Source organism: Helicobacter rappini, from assembly GCF_900198625.1.
Classification (GTDB): Bacteria; Campylobacterota; Campylobacteria; order Campylobacterales; family Helicobacteraceae; genus Helicobacter_A; species Helicobacter_A rappini.
In genome coordinates, this window is record NZ_FZPK01000038.1 from 37498 (window position 1) to 56368 (window position 18871).

At 35.8% G+C, this 18871-nt stretch carries 19 protein-coding genes and 5 tRNA genes; 14 read left to right on the forward strand and 10 right to left on the reverse strand.

Annotation, left to right across the window (positions count from 1 at the left end):
* Positions 1–81: 81 nt before the first annotated feature.
* Genes C6H17_RS07940 through C6H17_RS07950 form a run of 3 tightly spaced genes read left to right on the forward strand, consistent with a single transcriptional unit; the run spans position 82 to position 1632 of the window.
* Positions 82–543 (forward strand): Fur family transcriptional regulator, encoded by a 462-nt coding sequence (locus tag C6H17_RS07940; RefSeq protein ID WP_004084175.1) that lies wholly within the window; start codon positions 82–84, stop codon positions 541–543.
* Between the two features lie 4 nt (positions 544–547).
* Positions 548–1171, forward strand: a complete 624-nt coding sequence (locus C6H17_RS07945) for a hypothetical protein (protein ID WP_005219931.1) — start codon at positions 548–550, stop codon at positions 1169–1171.
* Entirely contained in the window at positions 1168–1632 is a 465-nt protein-coding gene (locus tag C6H17_RS07950; protein WP_005219930.1) for a hypothetical protein, read from the forward strand. The genes C6H17_RS07945 and C6H17_RS07950 overlap by 4 nt, the downstream gene beginning before the upstream one ends.
* 27 nt (positions 1633–1659) lie before the next feature.
* On the opposite strand, the gene C6H17_RS07955 is transcribed toward C6H17_RS07950, so the two are convergent.
* Entirely contained in the window at positions 1660–2322 is a 663-nt protein-coding gene (locus C6H17_RS07955) for a M48 family metallopeptidase (RefSeq protein ID WP_004084172.1), read from the reverse strand.
* A 64-nt stretch (positions 2323–2386) separates the two neighbouring features.
* On the opposite strand from C6H17_RS07955, the gene rplI reads away from it, so the two are divergent.
* Positions 2387–2830 (forward strand): 50S ribosomal protein L9, encoded by a 444-nt coding sequence (rplI, locus tag C6H17_RS07960; RefSeq protein WP_005219928.1) that lies wholly within the window; start codon positions 2387–2389, stop codon positions 2828–2830.
* Between the two features lie 317 nt (positions 2831–3147).
* On the opposite strand, the gene rpmE is transcribed toward rplI, so the two are convergent.
* A complete protein-coding gene (gene rpmE / locus C6H17_RS07965) occupies positions 3148–3348 on the reverse strand; it encodes a 50S ribosomal protein L31 (protein WP_005219927.1) in 201 nt (66 codons plus the stop codon).
* Between the two features lie 139 nt (positions 3349–3487).
* Between rpmE and xseB the strand changes: the two genes are divergently transcribed.
* Positions 3488–3685 carry an exodeoxyribonuclease VII small subunit gene (gene xseB, locus C6H17_RS07970; RefSeq protein ID WP_005219926.1) on the forward strand — a complete coding sequence of 66 codons (198 nt, stop codon included), beginning with the start codon at positions 3488–3490 and terminating at the stop codon, positions 3683–3685.
* Positions 3686–4058: 373 nt separating this feature from the next.
* Here xseB and C6H17_RS07975 read toward each other — a convergent pair whose 3' ends face one another.
* Together C6H17_RS07975 and C6H17_RS07980 are read right to left on the reverse strand one after the other, a co-directional pair.
* The gene (locus C6H17_RS07975) at positions 4059–5333 is read right to left on the reverse strand and encodes a hypothetical protein (protein WP_020995781.1); all 1275 of its coding nucleotides are present in this window, start codon (positions 5331–5333) and stop codon (positions 4059–4061) included.
* Between the two features lie 840 nt (positions 5334–6173).
* Complete coding sequence (locus C6H17_RS07980; protein WP_005219924.1) at positions 6174–7706, reverse strand: YifB family Mg chelatase-like AAA ATPase; 1533 nt, start codon at positions 7704–7706, stop codon at positions 6174–6176.
* Between the two features lie 325 nt (positions 7707–8031).
* Between C6H17_RS07980 and C6H17_RS07985 the strand changes: the two genes are divergently transcribed.
* The 9 genes from C6H17_RS07985 to hemA all read left to right on the forward strand — a co-directional run bounded on the left by C6H17_RS07985 (position 8032) and on the right by hemA (position 13164).
* Positions 8032–8116 (forward strand) — tRNA-Leu (locus C6H17_RS07985).
* Positions 8117–8177: 61 nt separating this feature from the next.
* Positions 8178–8252, forward strand: a tRNA-Gly gene (locus tag C6H17_RS07990).
* Between the two features lie 31 nt (positions 8253–8283).
* Positions 8284–8592, forward strand: a complete 309-nt coding sequence (locus C6H17_RS07995) for a TRL-like family protein (protein WP_020995780.1) — start codon at positions 8284–8286, stop codon at positions 8590–8592.
* 69 nt (positions 8593–8661) lie between these two features.
* Positions 8662–8747 (forward strand) — tRNA-Leu (locus tag C6H17_RS08000).
* 22 nt (positions 8748–8769) lie between these two features.
* Positions 8770–8844, forward strand: a tRNA-Cys gene (locus C6H17_RS08005).
* Between the two features lie 30 nt (positions 8845–8874).
* A tRNA-Ser gene (locus C6H17_RS08010) sits at positions 8875–8962 on the forward strand.
* A gap of 235 nt (positions 8963–9197) precedes the next feature.
* Positions 9198–10061, forward strand: a complete 864-nt coding sequence (locus tag C6H17_RS08015) for a fumarylacetoacetate hydrolase family protein (RefSeq protein ID WP_005219923.1) — start codon at positions 9198–9200, stop codon at positions 10059–10061.
* A 348-nt stretch (positions 10062–10409) separates the two neighbouring features.
* Positions 10410–11675: a polyprenyl synthetase family protein gene (locus C6H17_RS08020; RefSeq protein ID WP_005219922.1), complete on the forward strand. Its 1266-nt coding sequence runs from the start codon at positions 10410–10412 to the stop codon at positions 11673–11675.
* 13 nt (positions 11676–11688) lie between these two features.
* Positions 11689–13164: a glutamyl-tRNA reductase gene (gene hemA / locus C6H17_RS08025; RefSeq protein WP_005219921.1), complete on the forward strand. Its 1476-nt coding sequence runs from the start codon at positions 11689–11691 to the stop codon at positions 13162–13164.
* Positions 13165–13354: 190 nt separating this feature from the next.
* Here the strand turns inward: hemA and C6H17_RS08030 are convergent, their stop codons facing one another.
* The 6 genes from C6H17_RS08030 to greA form a co-directional block, all read right to left on the reverse strand.
* Positions 13355–13576 (reverse strand): hypothetical protein, encoded by a 222-nt coding sequence (locus C6H17_RS08030; RefSeq protein ID WP_004084153.1) that lies wholly within the window; start codon positions 13574–13576, stop codon positions 13355–13357.
* A 29-nt stretch (positions 13577–13605) separates the two neighbouring features.
* A complete protein-coding gene (gene gyrA / locus C6H17_RS08035; RefSeq protein ID WP_004084151.1) occupies positions 13606–16101 on the reverse strand; it encodes a DNA topoisomerase (ATP-hydrolyzing) subunit A in 2496 nt (831 codons plus the stop codon).
* A 90-nt stretch (positions 16102–16191) separates the two neighbouring features.
* Entirely contained in the window at positions 16192–16383 is a 192-nt protein-coding gene (locus tag C6H17_RS12220) for a hypothetical protein (RefSeq protein WP_005219920.1), read from the reverse strand.
* Positions 16384–16413: 30 nt separating this feature from the next.
* Entirely contained in the window at positions 16414–17751 is a 1338-nt protein-coding gene (gene hslU / locus C6H17_RS08040; RefSeq protein ID WP_005219919.1) for an HslU--HslV peptidase ATPase subunit, read from the reverse strand.
* Positions 17748–18296 (reverse strand): ATP-dependent protease subunit HslV, encoded by a 549-nt coding sequence (gene hslV, locus C6H17_RS08045; protein ID WP_004084149.1) that lies wholly within the window; start codon positions 18294–18296, stop codon positions 17748–17750. The genes hslU and hslV overlap by 4 nt, the downstream gene beginning before the upstream one ends.
* 75 nt (positions 18297–18371) lie before the next feature.
* On the reverse strand, positions 18372–18857 hold the full coding sequence (greA, locus tag C6H17_RS08050) for a transcription elongation factor GreA (RefSeq protein ID WP_004084148.1): 486 nt from the start codon (positions 18855–18857) through the stop codon (positions 18372–18374).
* Positions 18858–18871 lie beyond the last annotated feature (14 nt).

Here is an 18871-nt window from a genome sequence, read left to right on the forward strand (position 1 = left end):
TGCTATAATTCTGCAATTTTATTTCTAAGATTAGTTTTTACTTTTATATTATTTTTCACATTCATTATTAAGGGGATTTTCATGGATAAAGCAATTACTAAACGATTAGAAACTCTAGATTCTATACTGCTTAGACTACGCACTTCAATCAAGAAAAATGGCTTAAAAAACTCAAAACAAAGAGAAGAAATTATAGGTGTTCTCTACAAAAGTGGCACGCATTTAAGCCCTGAAGAAATCGCTAATCAATTACGCATTAAAGATAAGAATACAAGCATTTCATCTGTGTATAGAATCTTAAGTTTCTTAGAAAAAGAGCATTTTATCACAGCACTTGAAGCAGATAAAACAGGTAGAAGATATGAGATTGCTGCTAAAGCCCATCATGACCATATTATTTGTTTGCAATGTGGAGAGATTATTGAATTTGTAGATTCTGATATTGAGAGATTGCAAGTTGATATTGCAGAGAAGTTTGGCACACAGCTTATAAGCCATGACATGCGACTTTTTGTGATTTGTGCTAAATGTAAAAATGCCTAGCTAAATGCAAAAAATCTTGCATACAATCACACTTTATCTATTACGAAAAAGCGTATTTGAACGCATTATCCTTTTATGTTTGTTTGTAGTGTCTTGTGTTACTTTGCTTAGCTATATCGAATATGATGAGTGGGTGCTTACACAACGCAAACAAGTGGATATTACAACTATGCAAAGCAATATAGCCTTGCTTTTTAAAGATTATGAGATTACGAGTAAATGTAAGAATGCGATTTGTTCCAATAAAGAATTAAAACAAAGGCGAATGCAAACTACACTGCCCTATACAACAAATCACTACACTTTATTTTTTACTTGCAAGGCAATGCTATGCTATGAATTTATACACGCCCTTGAAGCATTGCCTACACTTTTTATACATGAGATTTCATTGTCAAATGCGACAATACGAAATCTAGATTCTATGCCTTATGGGTGGAATATGGGAGTTAAGGCACAAGACAGCAAGAGTCTAGAATCTACAAATGCAGAGAATCTAGATTCTATACATTTTGCACCCCAAAGCCCTGCACCCGCCCAAGTGGTTGGGAATCTAGATTCCATAAATGATATGCCATTCACACAGGATATAAAAATCGTATTTTCTGTTGGGACATATCAAATATGATAACTTTAAAAACCTTTTCTAAAAGATTTATTGCAATCTTTGTTTGCATAGCTTTTCTTTTTATTGTGTTTAAAGATAGATTCTTTATTACACCAACAGATGATATAGAATCTAAACTTTATTTTATACAACAACAAAAAGATATTCCACACAAAGATTTTTCTTTTATAATAGATTTTTTAAGACCGAAAGAATATAAGGCTTTACCCATTGAGCCATTATCACAGGAACATAAAGAGCCACAAGCACCGCTAAAACTCCATGCCATACTTAATAATAAAGCCTTAATTAATGAAGAATGGATTAGCCTTTATAGCACAATTAACTACAATGACAAAATCTATATTTTAGAAAAAATTACTAAACATGGAATCTTTTTATATAACAAAGATGATAGCAATGATAGACTTTATCTTGAGATTTTTACCACACCAAAAGAGCTTTTTTTGGATATAAGATAGTTAATGAATATTTTTGGTTGTTAAAAGTCAGCACAATCTTTTATGCAATAAGCCATAGTGTTTTAATATAGTCGCATTTCTATTTGCCATAATTTTTAATTCTTTGCGTGTATTTTTGTAATTAGGATAGAATCTTTCTACTTCTTGCCAAAAGAGTTTAGAGTGGTTTGGGTGTCTAATATGTGCCAACTCATGCACCACAAGATAACGCAGTAATCTCTCATCGCACAACACATTGCGATAATCAATCTTTATTTGAGCCTTACTATTGCATTGCCCAAGATATGACTTTGCGAAACTAATTATTAGCTTTGTGTAGTTTAACTGCATTTTCAAAGCGTATTCATCTAATATTTCTTTTGATTTTGCATATAATCTTTGACATAAAGATTCTATAGTGCAATCTTTTGCTAAACATTGTGTCCCAAATACTACAAGTGAGTTTGGATACTCGTTTAGATATTGCGTCGCTAAGTCATTATTTGTATTGAATCTTGTTTGCTGTTTTAATAAAAATGTATTCATTTTAGCATGATTTTCTTTTATATATTGTTCTGCAATTTGTAGTGTATTTTTTGTGCGATATGGAAAATGAAAAATAAAAAAGCCCTCCACATTACACACAATACGCCATCTCTTAATGCGTTTGCTTGTCTTAATCTCAAACCAAAACCCCATAAATTCTTGCAACAATTATCCTTTTTTTCTGCTAAAATAACGGCGATATAGTAGCAAATCAACTTAAAGGTGTCAAATGCGCGTTTTATTAATCAAAGATGTAGCAAATCTAGGCAAAGCTGGGGAAATAAAAGAAGTAAAAGATGGATATGCCAATAACTTTCTCATTGCTAAAGGACTTGCGAAGCATGCCACAAATGAAGTTATCAATAAATACAAAGCAGAGCAGAAAAAACAAGCAGAACTAGAAGCATTACAGATTGCAGAAGCAAAGCAAATGCAACAAGCACTAGAAAAAATCGAGCTTACAATCTCAAAAAAAGTCGGCTCAAACAATCATCTCTTTGGATCACTCACAAAAGATGAAATCTCAAATGAATTGCAAACCCAGCACAGAATCTCAATCGATAAAAAAGCCTTTGAGATTCCACAGATAAAAACTCTTGGCAAATTTCAAGCGGTTGTAAAACTTGGTCATGGACTACAAGCTAAGTTAAATTTAAATGTGATTGCAGAATAGGGCTTATAATATCAGCAACTCATCGCATTTGCTGCAACTCATGCCCCACATATTAAGCAAACAAATCCCACTAGACAACACGGCTTCCTACGAAGTGATTGCGAAACACCCCCGCCTTACTTTAATGATCTACTTAACAGAAAAAATATTACAGGAACACACTTATAACGAAGTATAAAGTCTAAAACAAGGACTTATGAATTTGACGATAAGTAGAGAAGTAAAACAACAAGTTTTCTAGTATTAAACAGATCCTTTAATCTAATTTAACACATGCAATTCTCACCCTTTTGGGAGAGACTTTAAAGAAGTGGGGCTTAACGATTATATTTCTTTCTAAATCGCTCTACACGACCCGTTGTATCGGCAATCTTATCACTGCCGGTATAGAATGGATGACAAAAGCTTGATATATCAATGCGTAATTCAGGCTTTGTGCTCAGTACCTCAACTTCTTTACCGCTTGTTACACAGGTTACTTTGCAAGGAACATATTTAGGGTGAATATCTTTTTTCATGGTAGTTTATCTCCAAACGAATATAAAATAAAACCTAGGATTATAGCCAAAATAATCTTAAATACAGCTTGTAAATTTAAATTAATCATATTTTTGGTATAATCATCTACTCTAAAATCAAAAAAGCAAGGAATACTTCATGACTCAACCAACAGACATTGATTTTGAAACACATGTGGAAAAAGTGAAAGACATAATCAAGCAATTAAACGACAACACACTAAATCTAAAAGATGGCATGAAATTATACAAAGATGCACAAACACATATCAATATGGCAAACAAAATGCTGGAAGAAGCAGAGTTTGAATTAAAAAATGCTCTAGAACAACAATAATATTTCATTGATTTAAGCATTTGCAAAATCAAGTTAAACTTAGATTCTAAAGATAAACTATCACAATCGGTATAAAGAATAATCAAATCCAGCGTTTGTTATGCTGAGTAAAATAAAACATAGTGAGCACTAGATTCTAAAAAGGAGATATTTCTGTCTTCTCAAGGACTTAATATGACAAATTGGAATTTTTGTTATACGGGCTTATTGTAGCTTGTATAAGCAAGATGCATGAATTTATACAATGTGCCCTAAAAAGTTCCCAATGGGGTGTGGTTAAACATCGAGATTCCAAAAAAATATGCCCACTAAATCCATAGCCAACCCAACAACAGATGGTTGGCGGCATGACATAAAATGCTTATACCATATCTTAATATGAAAGCTTAGCAAATGCCATCAGTCCATGGTTAGCAGCACCAGCACCATGTGCGAATACATAGCCACCGCCAACATCAAATCCTAAGAATGAACCCTCATCACTATTTCTGTTTTGTCTGTATGCTTTCCATAAACCAACAGCACTAATCTCTGTGTAAGTCCCACCACCAGCTAAAACTTGTGCTTCAAAAAGTCGGTGATTCATTTTACCAAATAGATACAATGTCCAAGTGCCACCTTGACCTATACCAGCACCATTGAGAAACTTACCATAGAATCTTGTCCTGTCATTAAGTGAGAAAACCTTGCCTTGCTCGTTTGCTAAAACCGATCTTGCACCACCACCAAAACTAATAGAATAGATTTCATATTGTTTGCCTGCCTTGTTTGTGCCATAGCGGACATATTTTACCTCTTCATCTGCATATATAAAACCTAAGAAATTGTCGGCTGCAGCGTTATTGTTTGCCATGTCGCCATATTGAAACATGAGATTCGCACTTGTGATTGAATGCCAATTTGGATTAAATTTGTATGTATATTTCGCAGAAGCTCCAATCTGAAAAACAGGATTAAAGCCCATTTTTGTCGTGCCATTTGGTGCTTTTGTGTTGATTAATAGGTAAGGTGATAAAAAGATTCCTTTTTTACTATAATCTGCACCAAATAAGAACACTTCACCACCAATCTTTGCCTTACCACTATCAAAATATGGATTCAGCATAGCAAGATCAGAGCCTATCCTACCGGGCAAATAGCCATTGTCAAGAAATGAGTTAATATAGTGTGCCCAAACTTTATATGCGGAAGTGTTGCCACTAGGATTCCACTGCACACTTACACCCTGCAAATGCCCATTTACAAACGCACTGCTACGCACGATTGTTGAGCCTGTATCTATATTATATCGACCAGCCACAACCTTTAATCCATTGTTTTTATACACCATGTAAATATCTGCGACATCACCATTTGAAGTATAAGGCAAAAGATTGTTATCTATGGGGAAAATGCTTAACACATTCCAAATGCCAGCCGCACCCATACCTACATTCCAATTTTCATTTAAACCAAAATCAGCTTTTACATAAGCGTTTAAACCAAGGTTATTGAAATTACTTGAGCCATTTTTTGGCGCACTATACCCAAAGAAACCAGCACTAAGCCTACCATGCGTCGTTAAATCTATCTTGCTTGCCATTAGCCCTTGTGCTGCACCAAGCGATATTGCACATGTTAGCAGTCCTTTTTTCATCATGTTGTTCATGTCTTTCTCCTTACTTTCAAATATCAAATCTTACGCTTTAAGCGATTTAAATGTAGCACATAATATCTAAAAATTATGCAAGTCGTAATTCTACACTATTTTTTGCAGTTTGTATAGAAAATTTACCGATAGTATCCATCTTACATCTCCGTAAGACACTAGAGATTGGTTGTCTGCTAAATAAAATCATTTTAGCTAATAGGAATGATTTAACGGAAGTTAATAATGCAAATAAGCTTGCTGCATGTGGATTTTAATATTGAATGATAACTTTGCAAATATAATGTATGCGGGTATTATACACAATGTTTAATCATGTCGCTGATGGCAATAATGTATCACACGCCAACACTTACTAATAACACCATAAAGTCTTTCAATGAATAATGCTGTAATAATGGATTTTGAAAGGTTATTATGTATATTTACATATTTGTATATCGGCTTAACTTTGTATCACTTAATGTTGATATGTATGTAGCCATTAAAGTATAAAGCCCCAATTAATTAACTTAAATCTAACACCAAGAAACAAAAAAACAAATAATACATCTGACACTCACAACATTGTTTAAGACTCACTAAAAGGTTGAAACACATGTAAACAATATGGAGTTATAAAGCAATGCAAGATTATTAAATGTGTTATATGGGTTATGTTGATGCCTTGTAGGAACTGAAATAGAGAGGGATTGTAAGATTGGTTAAAGACTGCATAAAACTATACATGGCCTATATGAATATAATGAAAATTACCGATAACCACTTAAAGCCTTTCTTCTTTAAACGCATTAGAATTATACTAAAACCTAAGTATGTTTTTAATATCACTAGAATCACTCACACCTTACGATAGCTTAGGGCTTCTAAAATATGCTCTTTTTGTATGTTATTAGAATCTTGCATATCAGCAAGGGTTCTAGCGACTTTTCTTATCTTTTGTTCGCCTCGATAGCTTAGATTAAACCTTGCTTTTGCTTGGTCTAGAAGATTTTTGCACTCTAGGCTAAGCGGGCAGTATTGCTCCACTTGCAAAGGCGATAGCTTACCATTAAAGATAATATTTCCTTTTGTATCCATTTGCCCTCGCTCAACTTGGCGTTTAAATACGCTAAAGACAATTTTTTGCATATCTTTAGATTCTGTAACGCTAGTTTGTTTTGGTGTATCTATATGCTCTTGCATTTGTATATAAAGATCTATTCTATCTAAAAATGGCTCACTTAGATTATTTCGATAACTTCTAATTTCAGAATCCTTGCATCGACACTCTTTTGTGGGTGAGAGTAGATTCCCACACGGGCAAGGGTTCATCGCACCGATAAAGAGAAATGAAGTATCATATATCACCTTTGAATGCACCCTTGAGATAGCCAACTGATTATTCTCAAGTGGCTCTCGCAAAGATTCTAAAATATCCCTTTTGAAATAGGGCAATTCATCAAAAAATATAATGCCATTATGTGCTAGGGCGATCTCGCCCGGATTTACCTTAAGGTGCGTCGCACTGCCTAGAATACTAGCTTTTGATGCACTTTGGTGGGGCGATCGAAAATTCCTTATAGGCTTATAGCATAGTGTTTGCTCATTATATGCTTGCAATTTTACACTCTCTATCATCTCTTTTAGATTAAGTGGTGGGAGAATGTATTGCATACGCTTTGCAATCATACTTTTACCACAGCCCGGACTCCCTTCAAACAAGATATTATGGAATCCACACGCAGCAATCAATGCCGCTTTGACCGCTCTTTCCTGATTTTTCACATCAGCAAAATCTAGCTCAAAAGAGGTGTCATAATAAAATGGCATATCATTAATCTTAAAGGATTTAAACTCAAAATCACTACTTGTACTTGCTTGTGCTATATTCCCTCTTAGAATCTCAAGTGCCTCTAATATATCACTAGCAAAATACATAGATAGATTTGGAATCTTACTATAAAGCGCCCTTGCCTCACTTGGTAGAATCACCTTTGCGTTTGGCTTTTGCAGGGAAATATCAAGTAGCATAGGATAGATTAAAGGCACATTTTTTATCACACCAGATAGCCCTAACTCACCAAAGGCAAACCATGAATCAAGCACAATACTCTCTCTACTCGCAGCTATCAAAAGTGCGATGGGTAAGTCAAAATGGCTACCATTTTTTGGTAAATCTGAAGGCGAGAGATTGATGGTTAGCTTTAGCGGTGGAAAATCTATGGAGAGATTAGCAAGTGCGCTTGTAACGCGGTGTTGAGATTCCTTAATAGAGCTTGAAGCAAGTCCTGTGATATTAAAGGTAGGTAATCCACGCGTAAAAGTCGCCTCAACTTCAATGATTTTAGAATTTAGTCCATCTTGTGTCGCACAATATATTCTATTTACCATGTTTTTCTTACCACTATTTTTGAAACAATGTTTGGATTATAGCATAAGTCCTATGAAAAGAGAGATGATTTGTAACGCAAAGTCGTCTCAATACTCCCTTATGTAAGACCGACACAGCTTATCAGCCCAATATGACTTTATGCTTAATCTTTCATATTATTTTCAGAGTCAAACATAAATTCGTGTTTTCTACGCATGATATATTTAAAAAATTTATACTCACACAAAAAGAAGTGTCAATCTTATTCCGCATTAAAATCAAATAATTACTAGAAATTTTATTTTATTTTAAGTTTATTGCGGTATAATCTCACTTTGTTTTTATGCGGAAGTGGCGAAATTGGCAGACGCACTAGACTTAGGATCTAGCGCCGCAAGGCATGGAGGTTCGATTCCTCTCTTCCGCACCATTTTACATTTTTTTGTAAAATATCGTTTTTTATGTTATAATTCTTCACTCTCATTTGTTTTGCGGGAATAGCTCAGTGGTAGAGCACAACCTTGCCAAGGTTGGGGCCGCGGGTTCGATCCCCGTTTCCCGCTCCATTTTTGTTGATTTTTTTGTAAGGATAAGATGATGAAAAAAGGGTTGTTAGTTGCTTCTTTATTAGCTGGTTCGTTGTTGATTAGTGGTTGTGCTGCACCATATCCTATGGGTTCTTTATATACAGGCGTAAAACAAGGTGTTGGTGGTGATAGTGCTAAGTATTCTAAAGAGGGCACAGCTACATGCACAAGCATTTTAAGTCTTGTGGCTTTGGGTGATTGTTCGGTAGAGGCTGCCGCTAAAGCTGGTGGTATCACTGATATCAAGCTTATAGATCAAGAGGCTAAAAATTATCTTGGTCTGTATGGTCAATACACCACTATCGTAAAGGGTAACTAATATACCCCATTATTATTTGCAAATATGACTAAAGAGTCTATGATGGTTTTTATCATCATAGACTTGTTTGCCCAGGTGGTGGAAATGGTAGACACAAGGGACTTAAAATCCCTCGGACCTAGTCCGTACCGGTTCAAGTCCGGTCTTGGGCACCACTTTTGTATGTATGAGATAATCGGCGACATAGCCAAGTGGTAAGGCATGAGCCTGCAAAGCTTTGATTCCTCGGTTCGAATCCGAGTGTCGCCTCCATAAAAAGTGTTTGCTATATTTTAGAATATGCGGGAGATGGCTGAGTGGTCGAAAGCGGCGGTCTTGAAAACCGTTGAGGGTCACACCTCCGGGGGTTCGAATCCCTCTCTCCCGGCCATTTTTTGTTAGATCTTAATAAACCCATTTAACTGCGATACTTTATGATTCTGGCTATCCTCTCTCCATTTTTTTCGTGATTTAGCAGTTTTCTTGTAAATAATTAATAACAAATATTTGAATATATTGTGTCTGCATTCGCACACAAGAAATTCCAAAAAGACTTGACTAGACAATAATACTACTCACTTATATGCTATCATTAAAAGTATGCAATGATCATAAAAGGATAAAGAATGGAATTACATGGTAAGCTTGTAAGATTCTTAGATAAAGGCATTGAATTTTTGGGAATCTTATGTGAGAATGATACAATGGTTATGCCGCTTGATATAAGCAATAATATGAACGATTTTATCGTGCATTATGACAGCTTCAAGCAATATCTAAATAAGCCAAATCCACTCATACCACTTAGCGATATAACGCTACTCGCACCTATTAAAACGCCTATGCAAGATGTTATCTGTCTTGGCATTAATTACATGGAACACGCAGTAGAATCTATGCGTTTTAAGAATGAAGCATTCGATGGCAAACGCGAAGAAGCAGTCTATTTTAGCAAACGCATTAATGAATGCAACGCACCAAATGGTGATTTTTTCATCACAAATAATACAAGTCAGCTAGATTATGAAGTCGAACTCGTGGTAATCATCGGCAAGGATTGTCGCCATGCAACAAGAGAAAATGCACTCGATTTTGTATTTGGATACACGATAGGCAATGATATTTCCGCAAGGGATTTGCAACAAAAGCATAAGCAGTGGTATGCGGGTAAAAGTTTAGAGGGTGCATTTCCTATGGGTCCGTGTATTGTTTTGCGTGATGATTTGGATATTACAAACCTTGATATTAAAAGTTATGTGAATGGTGAGTTGCGGCAAAATAGCAATACTTCTAAGCTAATTTTTGATGTGCCACATGTCATTGCTGAATTATCCTCATATTTTACACTAAAGGCGGGTAGTATCATATCTATGGGGACTCCAAGTGGCGTTGGCATGGGATTTACACCACCTAAGTTTTTAAAAGCAGGCGATGAAGTCGTATGTGAAATACAAGGTATTGGCACTTTGAAAACAAATATTAAGAAATAGAGTTAAGATTTCATAAAAACATCAAGAGAAAACGCTGTCTATACCACATGGATCTTAAATAAAACCATGTGATGTTTATTCTTGATGCTTGTTTTAACATGTTTCACAAATATTAAGAGCAGTTAAACTAGTAATTGGTGTTATAATTTCCACATTCTCTAGACACCTCGATTTGCAAGTCATAATAATTAATAAAATTTAATTTCGACATTTAGAAATGTTCATCTTTTTTAAACAAATAAAACACATAGCTTTAGAATCTAAATTATCAAAAATAGCCTTTTTCATGTTAAAATAATAGTTTGCATTTAGAATTTTAAAAACATGGCACACATATAAAGGAATATAATGGAGCTTGATAGGATTGCAAAGCTTGCCACAGAGATGATTGCAGATATTAATAGCGATGAAGCGCTTACTTTGTATAAGCATTTAGAAAGCGGGAAAATGCTTCGATCTAAGCTTGTGCTAAGCGTTGTTGATAGCGATGAGGCATATCGGCTTTGTGCGGTTATTGAGCTTATACAAAGTGCGTCATTATTGCATGATGATGTGATAGATTCGAGTGATTTAAGGCGTGGGAAGCCTAGCCTTAACGCACAATTTGGCAATAAAAATGCGATTATGCTAGGAGACATTCTCTATTCTCGTGCGTTTTTTGAACTCTCACATTTTCCAAAAAGCATAGCACAATCGCTATCAAAAAGCGTTGTAGAATTAAGCGTTGGTGAGCTAGAAGATGTGAATCTAGAACAAAGCTTTAATGAATATGAAGAAAAATATCTTAGCATGATAGGACATAAAAGTGCGAGTTTGATTGCTGCAAGTGCCGAATGTGCGGCGTTGCTAAAGAGTGAAGTGGAATTGCTAGATTCTAAAAATATGGAATCTAGTGGAGAAAATGCGAGAGGATTGGAATTTGCTACAAATTGTCATATTGAGCGTAGCGAAATATCTAGTATGGAATCTAAAAAAGATTTTTCGCCTATGGCTCAAAATGACAAGAAACTAGGTTCTAGTGGGAATATGGATAAAGACCCTGCGGAAGTATCTTTGAGTGATTTTTCTAAAGAAACTTCGTTTTGTGGCTCTCAAGGGGGAGGTGAAGGGAGTTACCTAAAGGTAAGTGAGCGAGCCGACACCACAAAATCTGTAAAAAGTATCAAAACAAGGCAAAGCTGCAGTTTCTTTAGTAAAGAGACAACGCAGAGTCCAGATTCTAGCAAAGATATACACAAACTCTACTATGACTACGGCTTTAATCTAGGCATGGCATTTCAAATCATAGATGATATTTTAGACATTACACAAGATAGCACAAAGCTTGGCAAACCAGCCCTAAGCGACTTTAAATCAGGTAAGACAACACTCCCTTATATCTACCTTTATCATGCACTTCCAAAAGAAAAACAAGTGTGGCTAAAATCACTCTTTAAACAAGACTTAAATGCAAAAGACGCACAAAAACTAAAAGATTTGCTACTAGATTCCCCATTGCAGAAAGCACGAGAGAAGGCATTAGAGTATGGCAATAAGGCATTACATATCGCTTCTATGCTGAATAATCAAAAACTCTATGCCATTATACAAGCTATGATTGAGCGAGATTTTTAATGAAAGGGATATAATGTATGCGGTTATAAGCTTTTCGCATAAAAATGTGGGTGTGGCTTTGCGAGAGAAGTTGCATTTTGATGATACTGATACTATTACGCTACTTAAACAACTAAATAATATCGATGGTATCCTAGAATCTATGCTGCTTGCGACTTGCAATAGATGTGAAATTTATGTGTATTTGCAAGGTATAGCAACAAAAGATTCTAAAGATCTCATTGTAACACAAAATGAGATTAAGACTACAGAAACTAATCATTGCTACTTAAGACATGATGAAACACTTCATGCAACTTCTTGTCAAGATAAAGCTATTTTAGAAAGTAATGGCAATCGGGATTCTAACCATCATGCTCTAACAATCTGCCATGAAATCATCGCAAAACTTGCAAATTTTAAAGACATTGATAAGGATATTTTGCAAGATAGTGCATATATTGCATTGCAAAGCCATGCGGTGCATCATGTATTCAGTGTAGCAAGCTCTCTTATGTCAGTAGTCATCGGTGAAACACAGATTAGCGGACAGATGAAAGCCGCATATAAACTAAGCTATGACAATAATCTATGTGCTAAAGCATTGACAAGGCTACTGCACTTTGCGTTTCGATGTGCTGCACAAGTGAGAACGCTTACAGATATTTCTAAAAATCCCGTATCAGTTGCTTCAATCGCTGTGAATCTTGGACTTGAATATTTAGACAATACGCTTAAAAATGCAAAGATTCTAGTCGTAGGTGTTGGTGAAATGGGGCTTTTATGTCTTAAGAATCTAGCAAAACATAATGTAAATCTCACACTTTGTAATCGCACAAGAACAAAGGCACAAGAATTACTACAAACACATAATTTAGAGCATGTTTCTTTGCTTGATTTTACTCTATTGCAAACACATATAAATGAGTATGATGTTATCTTTTTTGCGGTGGCAGGTGGTGTGATTGTAACGCATGAAATGCTAGAAAAAGTGGAGAAAAAACGCATATTTTTTGATCTCTCAATGCCTAGAAATCTCTCATTTGACACTGCTACATTGCAGGCTTTAGGCTATGATAATATAGAGGTGATTGATGTGGATAGTTTAAAAAGCAAAGCAGCTACGCACATTAACGCAAGAAAAGAGAGTGCAAAAATGGCGATGGGTATAGTCGGGCAGTTTGTGCTTGATTTTACACATTGGCTATCTGGGCTTGGCGTAAATCCTGTAATTAAGGCGATGAGAGAACAAGCAAAACTTGCAAGCCATAAAGAGATTAATCGAGCGATTAAAAAAGGCTTTATCCCAGAAGCTTTGAGAGAGAATGTTGAGAAGCTATTGCATAGCACATTTAATGAGTTTTTACACGCTCCAACGATGAAAATCAAAGCAATGGCAGATGATGAGAAGGCAGATTCCATGCTAGAGGCAATAGCAAATGTATTTGGCGCACAAGATAGAATCTTATTAAACCGCTATAAATGTGAATATGATACAACAAAGCAATAGACTTGCTATTTTGATAGAAACTTATTTAGTTTGTATTGCTTGTATGAAATCTCGTGGCTTTACATCTTCATGCTAATAGTCTTAATTTAAAGATATGAAAAATAATGCTTATAGCCTTTAATAAAGATAACACAAAATAAAGATATAAAAATCTTTAAAAACTAGATTCTAACTCATTCTTAGAATAAATTTAATTAAAGTCAAATGCCCCTTCCTCGCCTTTGCTCATGCTTTCATAAGTGGCACTTACATATTGCTCTCGTATCGTGCAATCAAAAAGCATGCTGCATGTAAAGCATGAGTTTATATTCTTACTGCTTTGACATTGTGTTAATGCCGCAAGGGCTTTGTTGTAGTTTTCTAAAAAAATATCTTCATTGATTGTATTTTGTGTTTCACTAAAAAAGTTCATTCTTAAATCCTGTGTTTAGAATCTTATAGTCATTCTGGAAAATTAAGCGTTGGTCCCGTGCTAGATTCGCTGTCTTCTTCACTCTCTTCTTTATTGCAAATACTTGCAAATGCTACTTTATCCTTATTTCCAAGGCTAACGATTTTTACACCGCTTGTATTGCGTCCTGCTTCCCTTATAGATTCTAAAGGCACGCGTATCATTTTACCTGAAGTGGTTAGCACCATTAAATCCATATTAGAATCATTCACGCTTAAAACACTCACAAGTTTGCCCGTTTTATTTGTAAGCTTCATGGCAATCACACCTTTTCCACCACGATTAATCGTGCTATAACTCCCCGCTAATGTCTGCTTGCCAATGCCTAATTCACTAATGCTTAATAGCTTATCTTCATCGCCTTTAATCGTTGTCGCCGCGATAACGCTATCATTTGCTACTTTAAATTTAATGCCAATAACGCCCCTAGCAACCCTGCCAATATCGCGTATAGAATCTGCGGCAAAGCGGATACACTGCCCTTCTTTTGTAGCAATGAAAAGCTCTTTCACACTAGAATCTATAATGCTAGCACTGATGAGTTCATCATCTTCATCAAGATTTATTGCCCTTACGCCATTATTGCGGATATTTTTATATTCGCTTAGATTTGTGCGTTTTACAATACCATTTTTTGTGAAGAATACAAGCGATTTGTCTTCATTAAAATCACTTGTAGTAATGGTCGTCATAATCTTTTCACCATCTTGTAAGCCTATGAGATTTACGACTGCTTTACCGATTGCAGTTCTGCCTGCTTCTGGGATTCTATACACTTTTAGCCAGTAAAGCTGTCCGCGATTTGTGATAAACATAATGGTATCATGCGTATTTGCTACAAAGAAAGATTGTATAAAGTCATCATCATGCGTATTGCCGCTGATTTTGCCTTTACCACCACGATGCTGTTTTTCATAAGTTTTTAGCAACACTCGCTTCACATAGCCCCTATGACTCATGGTTACAACGACTGCTTCATTTGGGATTAAGTCCTCTATATCAATAGCATCATAATTTTCTTCAATAAGCGTTCTTCTAGGGCTTGAGAATTGCTTCTGCACTTCTAGCAACTCTTCTTTAATCACGCCATTAATCTTATCTTCACTTCTTAGAATAGATTCTAATTCAGCGATAAGGGCTACAAGCTCCCTGTATTCATTCTCTATCTTATCTCGCTCTAGTCCTGTTAAGCGTTGCAATCGCATTTCTAATATAGCTTTACTCTGAATCTCTGTAAGGCTAAAGCGACTCATAAGCTCACTTTGTGCCTTTTCTGGATTCTCACTTGCACGGATAAGGGCTACAATCTCATCGATATTTTCAAGGGCGATTCTATATCCCTCTAAAATATGCACTCTAGCCCTTGCTTTCTCTAGCTCAAATATAATGCGGCGAATCACTATCGTTTTTCTATGAGAGATAAAAATATCAAGCAATTCTAAAAGTGTAAATATCTTTGGCTCTCTGCCCTCAATAGCAAGTAGTATAATCCCAAAAGTAGTCTCCATAGCACTGGATTTATAGAGATGATTTAGCACGATTTCACTCATAGCTTCTCGTTTTAGCTCGATAACTAGTCTCATACCATCTTTATCGGACTCATCTCTTACTTCAGCTATACCTTCTACCACTTTATCTTTTGCTAATGTGTCAATTTGCTCAAAAAGCCTTGCTTTATTCACTTGATATGGAATCTCATCGACTACGATAACATCTTTTGTTTTAGTCTTTTCTACATGCACTTTCGCTCGAATCTTAATCCTACCGCGTCCTGTCTTGTAGGCTTCAATAATGCCCTGTCTGCCATGTATAATCCCACCTGTTGGAAAGTCTGGTCCCTCAATTAAAGGCAATATATCTTCAATTTCACTTTGTGGATTATTGATTCTATAAATTAGGGCATCGACTACTTCATCAAGTCTATGTGGTGGGATAGAAGTCGCCATACCTACGGCGATACCATTAGAACCATTTACAAGCAAATTTGGGAATCTAGTCGGCAGTATCGCTGGTTCTTTTTCAGAGCCATCATAGTTTGGGACAAAATCCACTGTGTCTTTTTCTATATCAAATAGCATACTTTCGCCGACTTTTGTCATCTTTGCTTCAGTATAACGCATAGCAGCGGCTTTATCGCCATCAATAGACCCAAAGTTACCTTGTCCATCGACTAACTCTAAACGCATAGAAAAATCTTGTGCCATTCTCACAAGTGCATCATAAATTGCGGTATCACCATGCGGGTGATAATTACCCATTACTTCCCCCACAATCTTAGCACATTTCTTATACTTTGCATTACTTGTAAGCCCTAGATTATGCTTCATCGCATAAAGTATTCGTCTATGCACAGGCTTTAATCCATCTCTTGCATTAGGCAAGGCTCTACCGACAATAACACTCATAGAATAGTCAAGATAACTCTCTTTTATAGAATCATCAATGCGAACAGGTTTAATTATCGTATTGTCTAGTAAATTATCCATATATTTGCTCCTTTAAAAGCTGTAATTGTATCAATTTCTTGCTTAATATCCTATGAAATCCAAGATTCTATGTGATAGAAATAGTTTGTTTTAATACGAACTCTTTTTATACATTAATCCCATAGAATCTAAAATTCTTGTCATATTTGCAAGTGTGGGCAAGATCTTTGCTCGTGCGAGTGCGTAAGCACGAAATATCTTTTTTTTTGGATTCCATATTAGATATTTCGCTACGCTCAACATGACAACTTGTTGTAGAATCTTAAATCCTACATAACACATTTAAAATACGCTATCCTAACTCAGCAGATTCTACAAAATATATCTAGCTAAATCCACATTTTCTACTAAATCTTTAAGCTTTTCTTCTACAATAGATTCTGTAATAACCACTTCCTGCCCCTTATAGTCTTCCGCACAAAAGCTAATATCTTCTAGCACTCTCTCAATTGTAGTATGCAGTCTTCTTGCCCCAATATCTTCAGTCTTTTCATTCGCATGAAAGGATAATCTGCTTAATGCCCTTAAAGCAGAATCTTCAAATTTTAAAGTAATGCCCTCGACTGATAGCAATGCCTCATATTGCCTTATAATCGAGTTTTTTGTCTGTGTTAGAATCTGATAGAGTGCTTCTTCATCAAGCACTTGCAATTCCACACGCAATGGGAATCTCCCTTGCAATTCTGGGATAAGATCGCTTGGCTTACTAAAATGAAATGCCCCTGCAGCGATAAATAGAATATGATCGGTTTTAATCTGTCCATAGCGAGTTTGCACCACACTGCCTTCCACAATGGGCAACAAATCCCTTTGCACGCCCTCTTTACTTGGGTCTTGTTTGCTAGAATCTTTTGAGGCAACTGCGATTTTATCAATCTCATCGATAAAAATTATACCGCTTTGCTCCGCAAGTTTCAATGCATCAGTTTTAATCATATCAGAATCTAGCACGGCATTTTGTGCCTCTGGGCGTAACAGCTCTTTTGCTTCCTTAATTGTGATTTCTTTTTTGATTTTATCGCCTTTCATGTTTAAGGCTTTAATGAGAGATTCTTGCACTTTTATAATTTCTGCTGGCAGGTTTTCATCAATCTTTTCTTCTTGCTTGGCAATCTCAATCATTATTTTTGTATCATCCATTGCCCCACTTTTTACACGCTCTTTCATTTTCTCAAAGCTTATGTCATATTCTTGTTTTTTCTGCTCGGTAACACCTGCTGGCAAGGGCGGTAATAGCTTTTGTGTGATTCTATTAAGGATATAGTCATCTATTTTATCAGCAGAATCTTCTTTTTGCTTATTTTGCAATAGATTTACACTTGCATTGACTAAATCTCTTACCATAGATTCTACATCACGACCAACAAAGCCCACTTCAGTATATTTACTTGCCTCAACTTTCACAAACGGCAGCCCCATAAGCTTTGCCATACGCCTTGCAATCTCTGTTTTACCCACACCAGTAGAGCCAATCATAAGGATATTTTTCGGCGTTACCTCATCTTGCATTTCTTTTGGTAATTGTAGTCTTCTATATCTATTCCTAAGGGCTATGGCGACTGCCTTTTTTGCGTCCTTTTGCCCGATAATGTAGCCATCAAGATAGGATACAATCTCTCGTGGCGTTTGTGTGATAATTAATTCGTTCATTCTGTAATCTCCAATAATTTAATATTTGTATTTGTATAAATGCAAATCTCTCCAGCAATTTTTAAGGATTCTAAGACTAGATCTTTTGGTGCTATATCGCTAAATTTATCTAAAGCCCTAGCCGCACTTAAAGCATAGTTTCCACCACTGCCAATAGCTGCTATCTTGCCATCTTCTGGCTCTACGACATCACCTGTGCCACTTAGCACATAAATATGTGTAGCATTTAAAACTATCATCATGGCTTCAAGTCTTCTTAGATACTTATCCTTACGCCATTCTTTGCTAAACTCCATCACAGATTTTAATAAATCGCCCTTTTTACCCTCCAAGATTCTCTCAAACATATCAAAAAGACTGAAAGCATCAGCCGTGCTTCCAGCAAAACCACTTAGAATCTTGCCATTATAAAGAGAGCGGATTTTTGTCGCATTGCCTTTCATCACGCAGTTACCAAAACTAACCTGCCCATCTCCGCCAATCACACCATAGGGCTTACCATCTTTTTGTCCAACATACCCTAAAATCGTTGTCGCATGAAACATATCTTTCCTTTATGCTTTCTAAAAATAAAACAAATATTATACTATAAGCGATTAAATTCTTTATTCCTAACTCAACTACTCAAAGCTAATAGGTTTATACTCAATCTTTAGAATCTCAAACTCAGTCTCACCTGCTGGAAGATTTATAATCACCTCATCACCCTCTTCTTTACCTATCAATTCTTTTGCTAATGGTGAGTTAAAGGATATAAGCCCTTTTGAAGGATTACTTTCAGTTGTGCCTACAATCGTATAGACGACTTCCTTATCTGTATTAAGATTAAGAATAGTTATAGTGCTACCAAAGCTCACTTTATCATGCGGCAGGGTTGATGGGTCAATGACTTGTGCGTTTGATAGCATTTTACTTAGTTCATTAATCTTAAATTCAATAAATGCTTGTTTTTCTTTTGCAGCATGATACTCGGCATTTTCTTTCAAATCTCCATGAGATCGGGCTATATCTATTTCTTGGGCTACTTTTGGTCTTTGCACTTCTTTTAAGTCTTTTAATTCTTGTGTTAGTTTATTGAATCCATATTTACTCATTGGTTCTGTCATGTTTATTGCCTTTT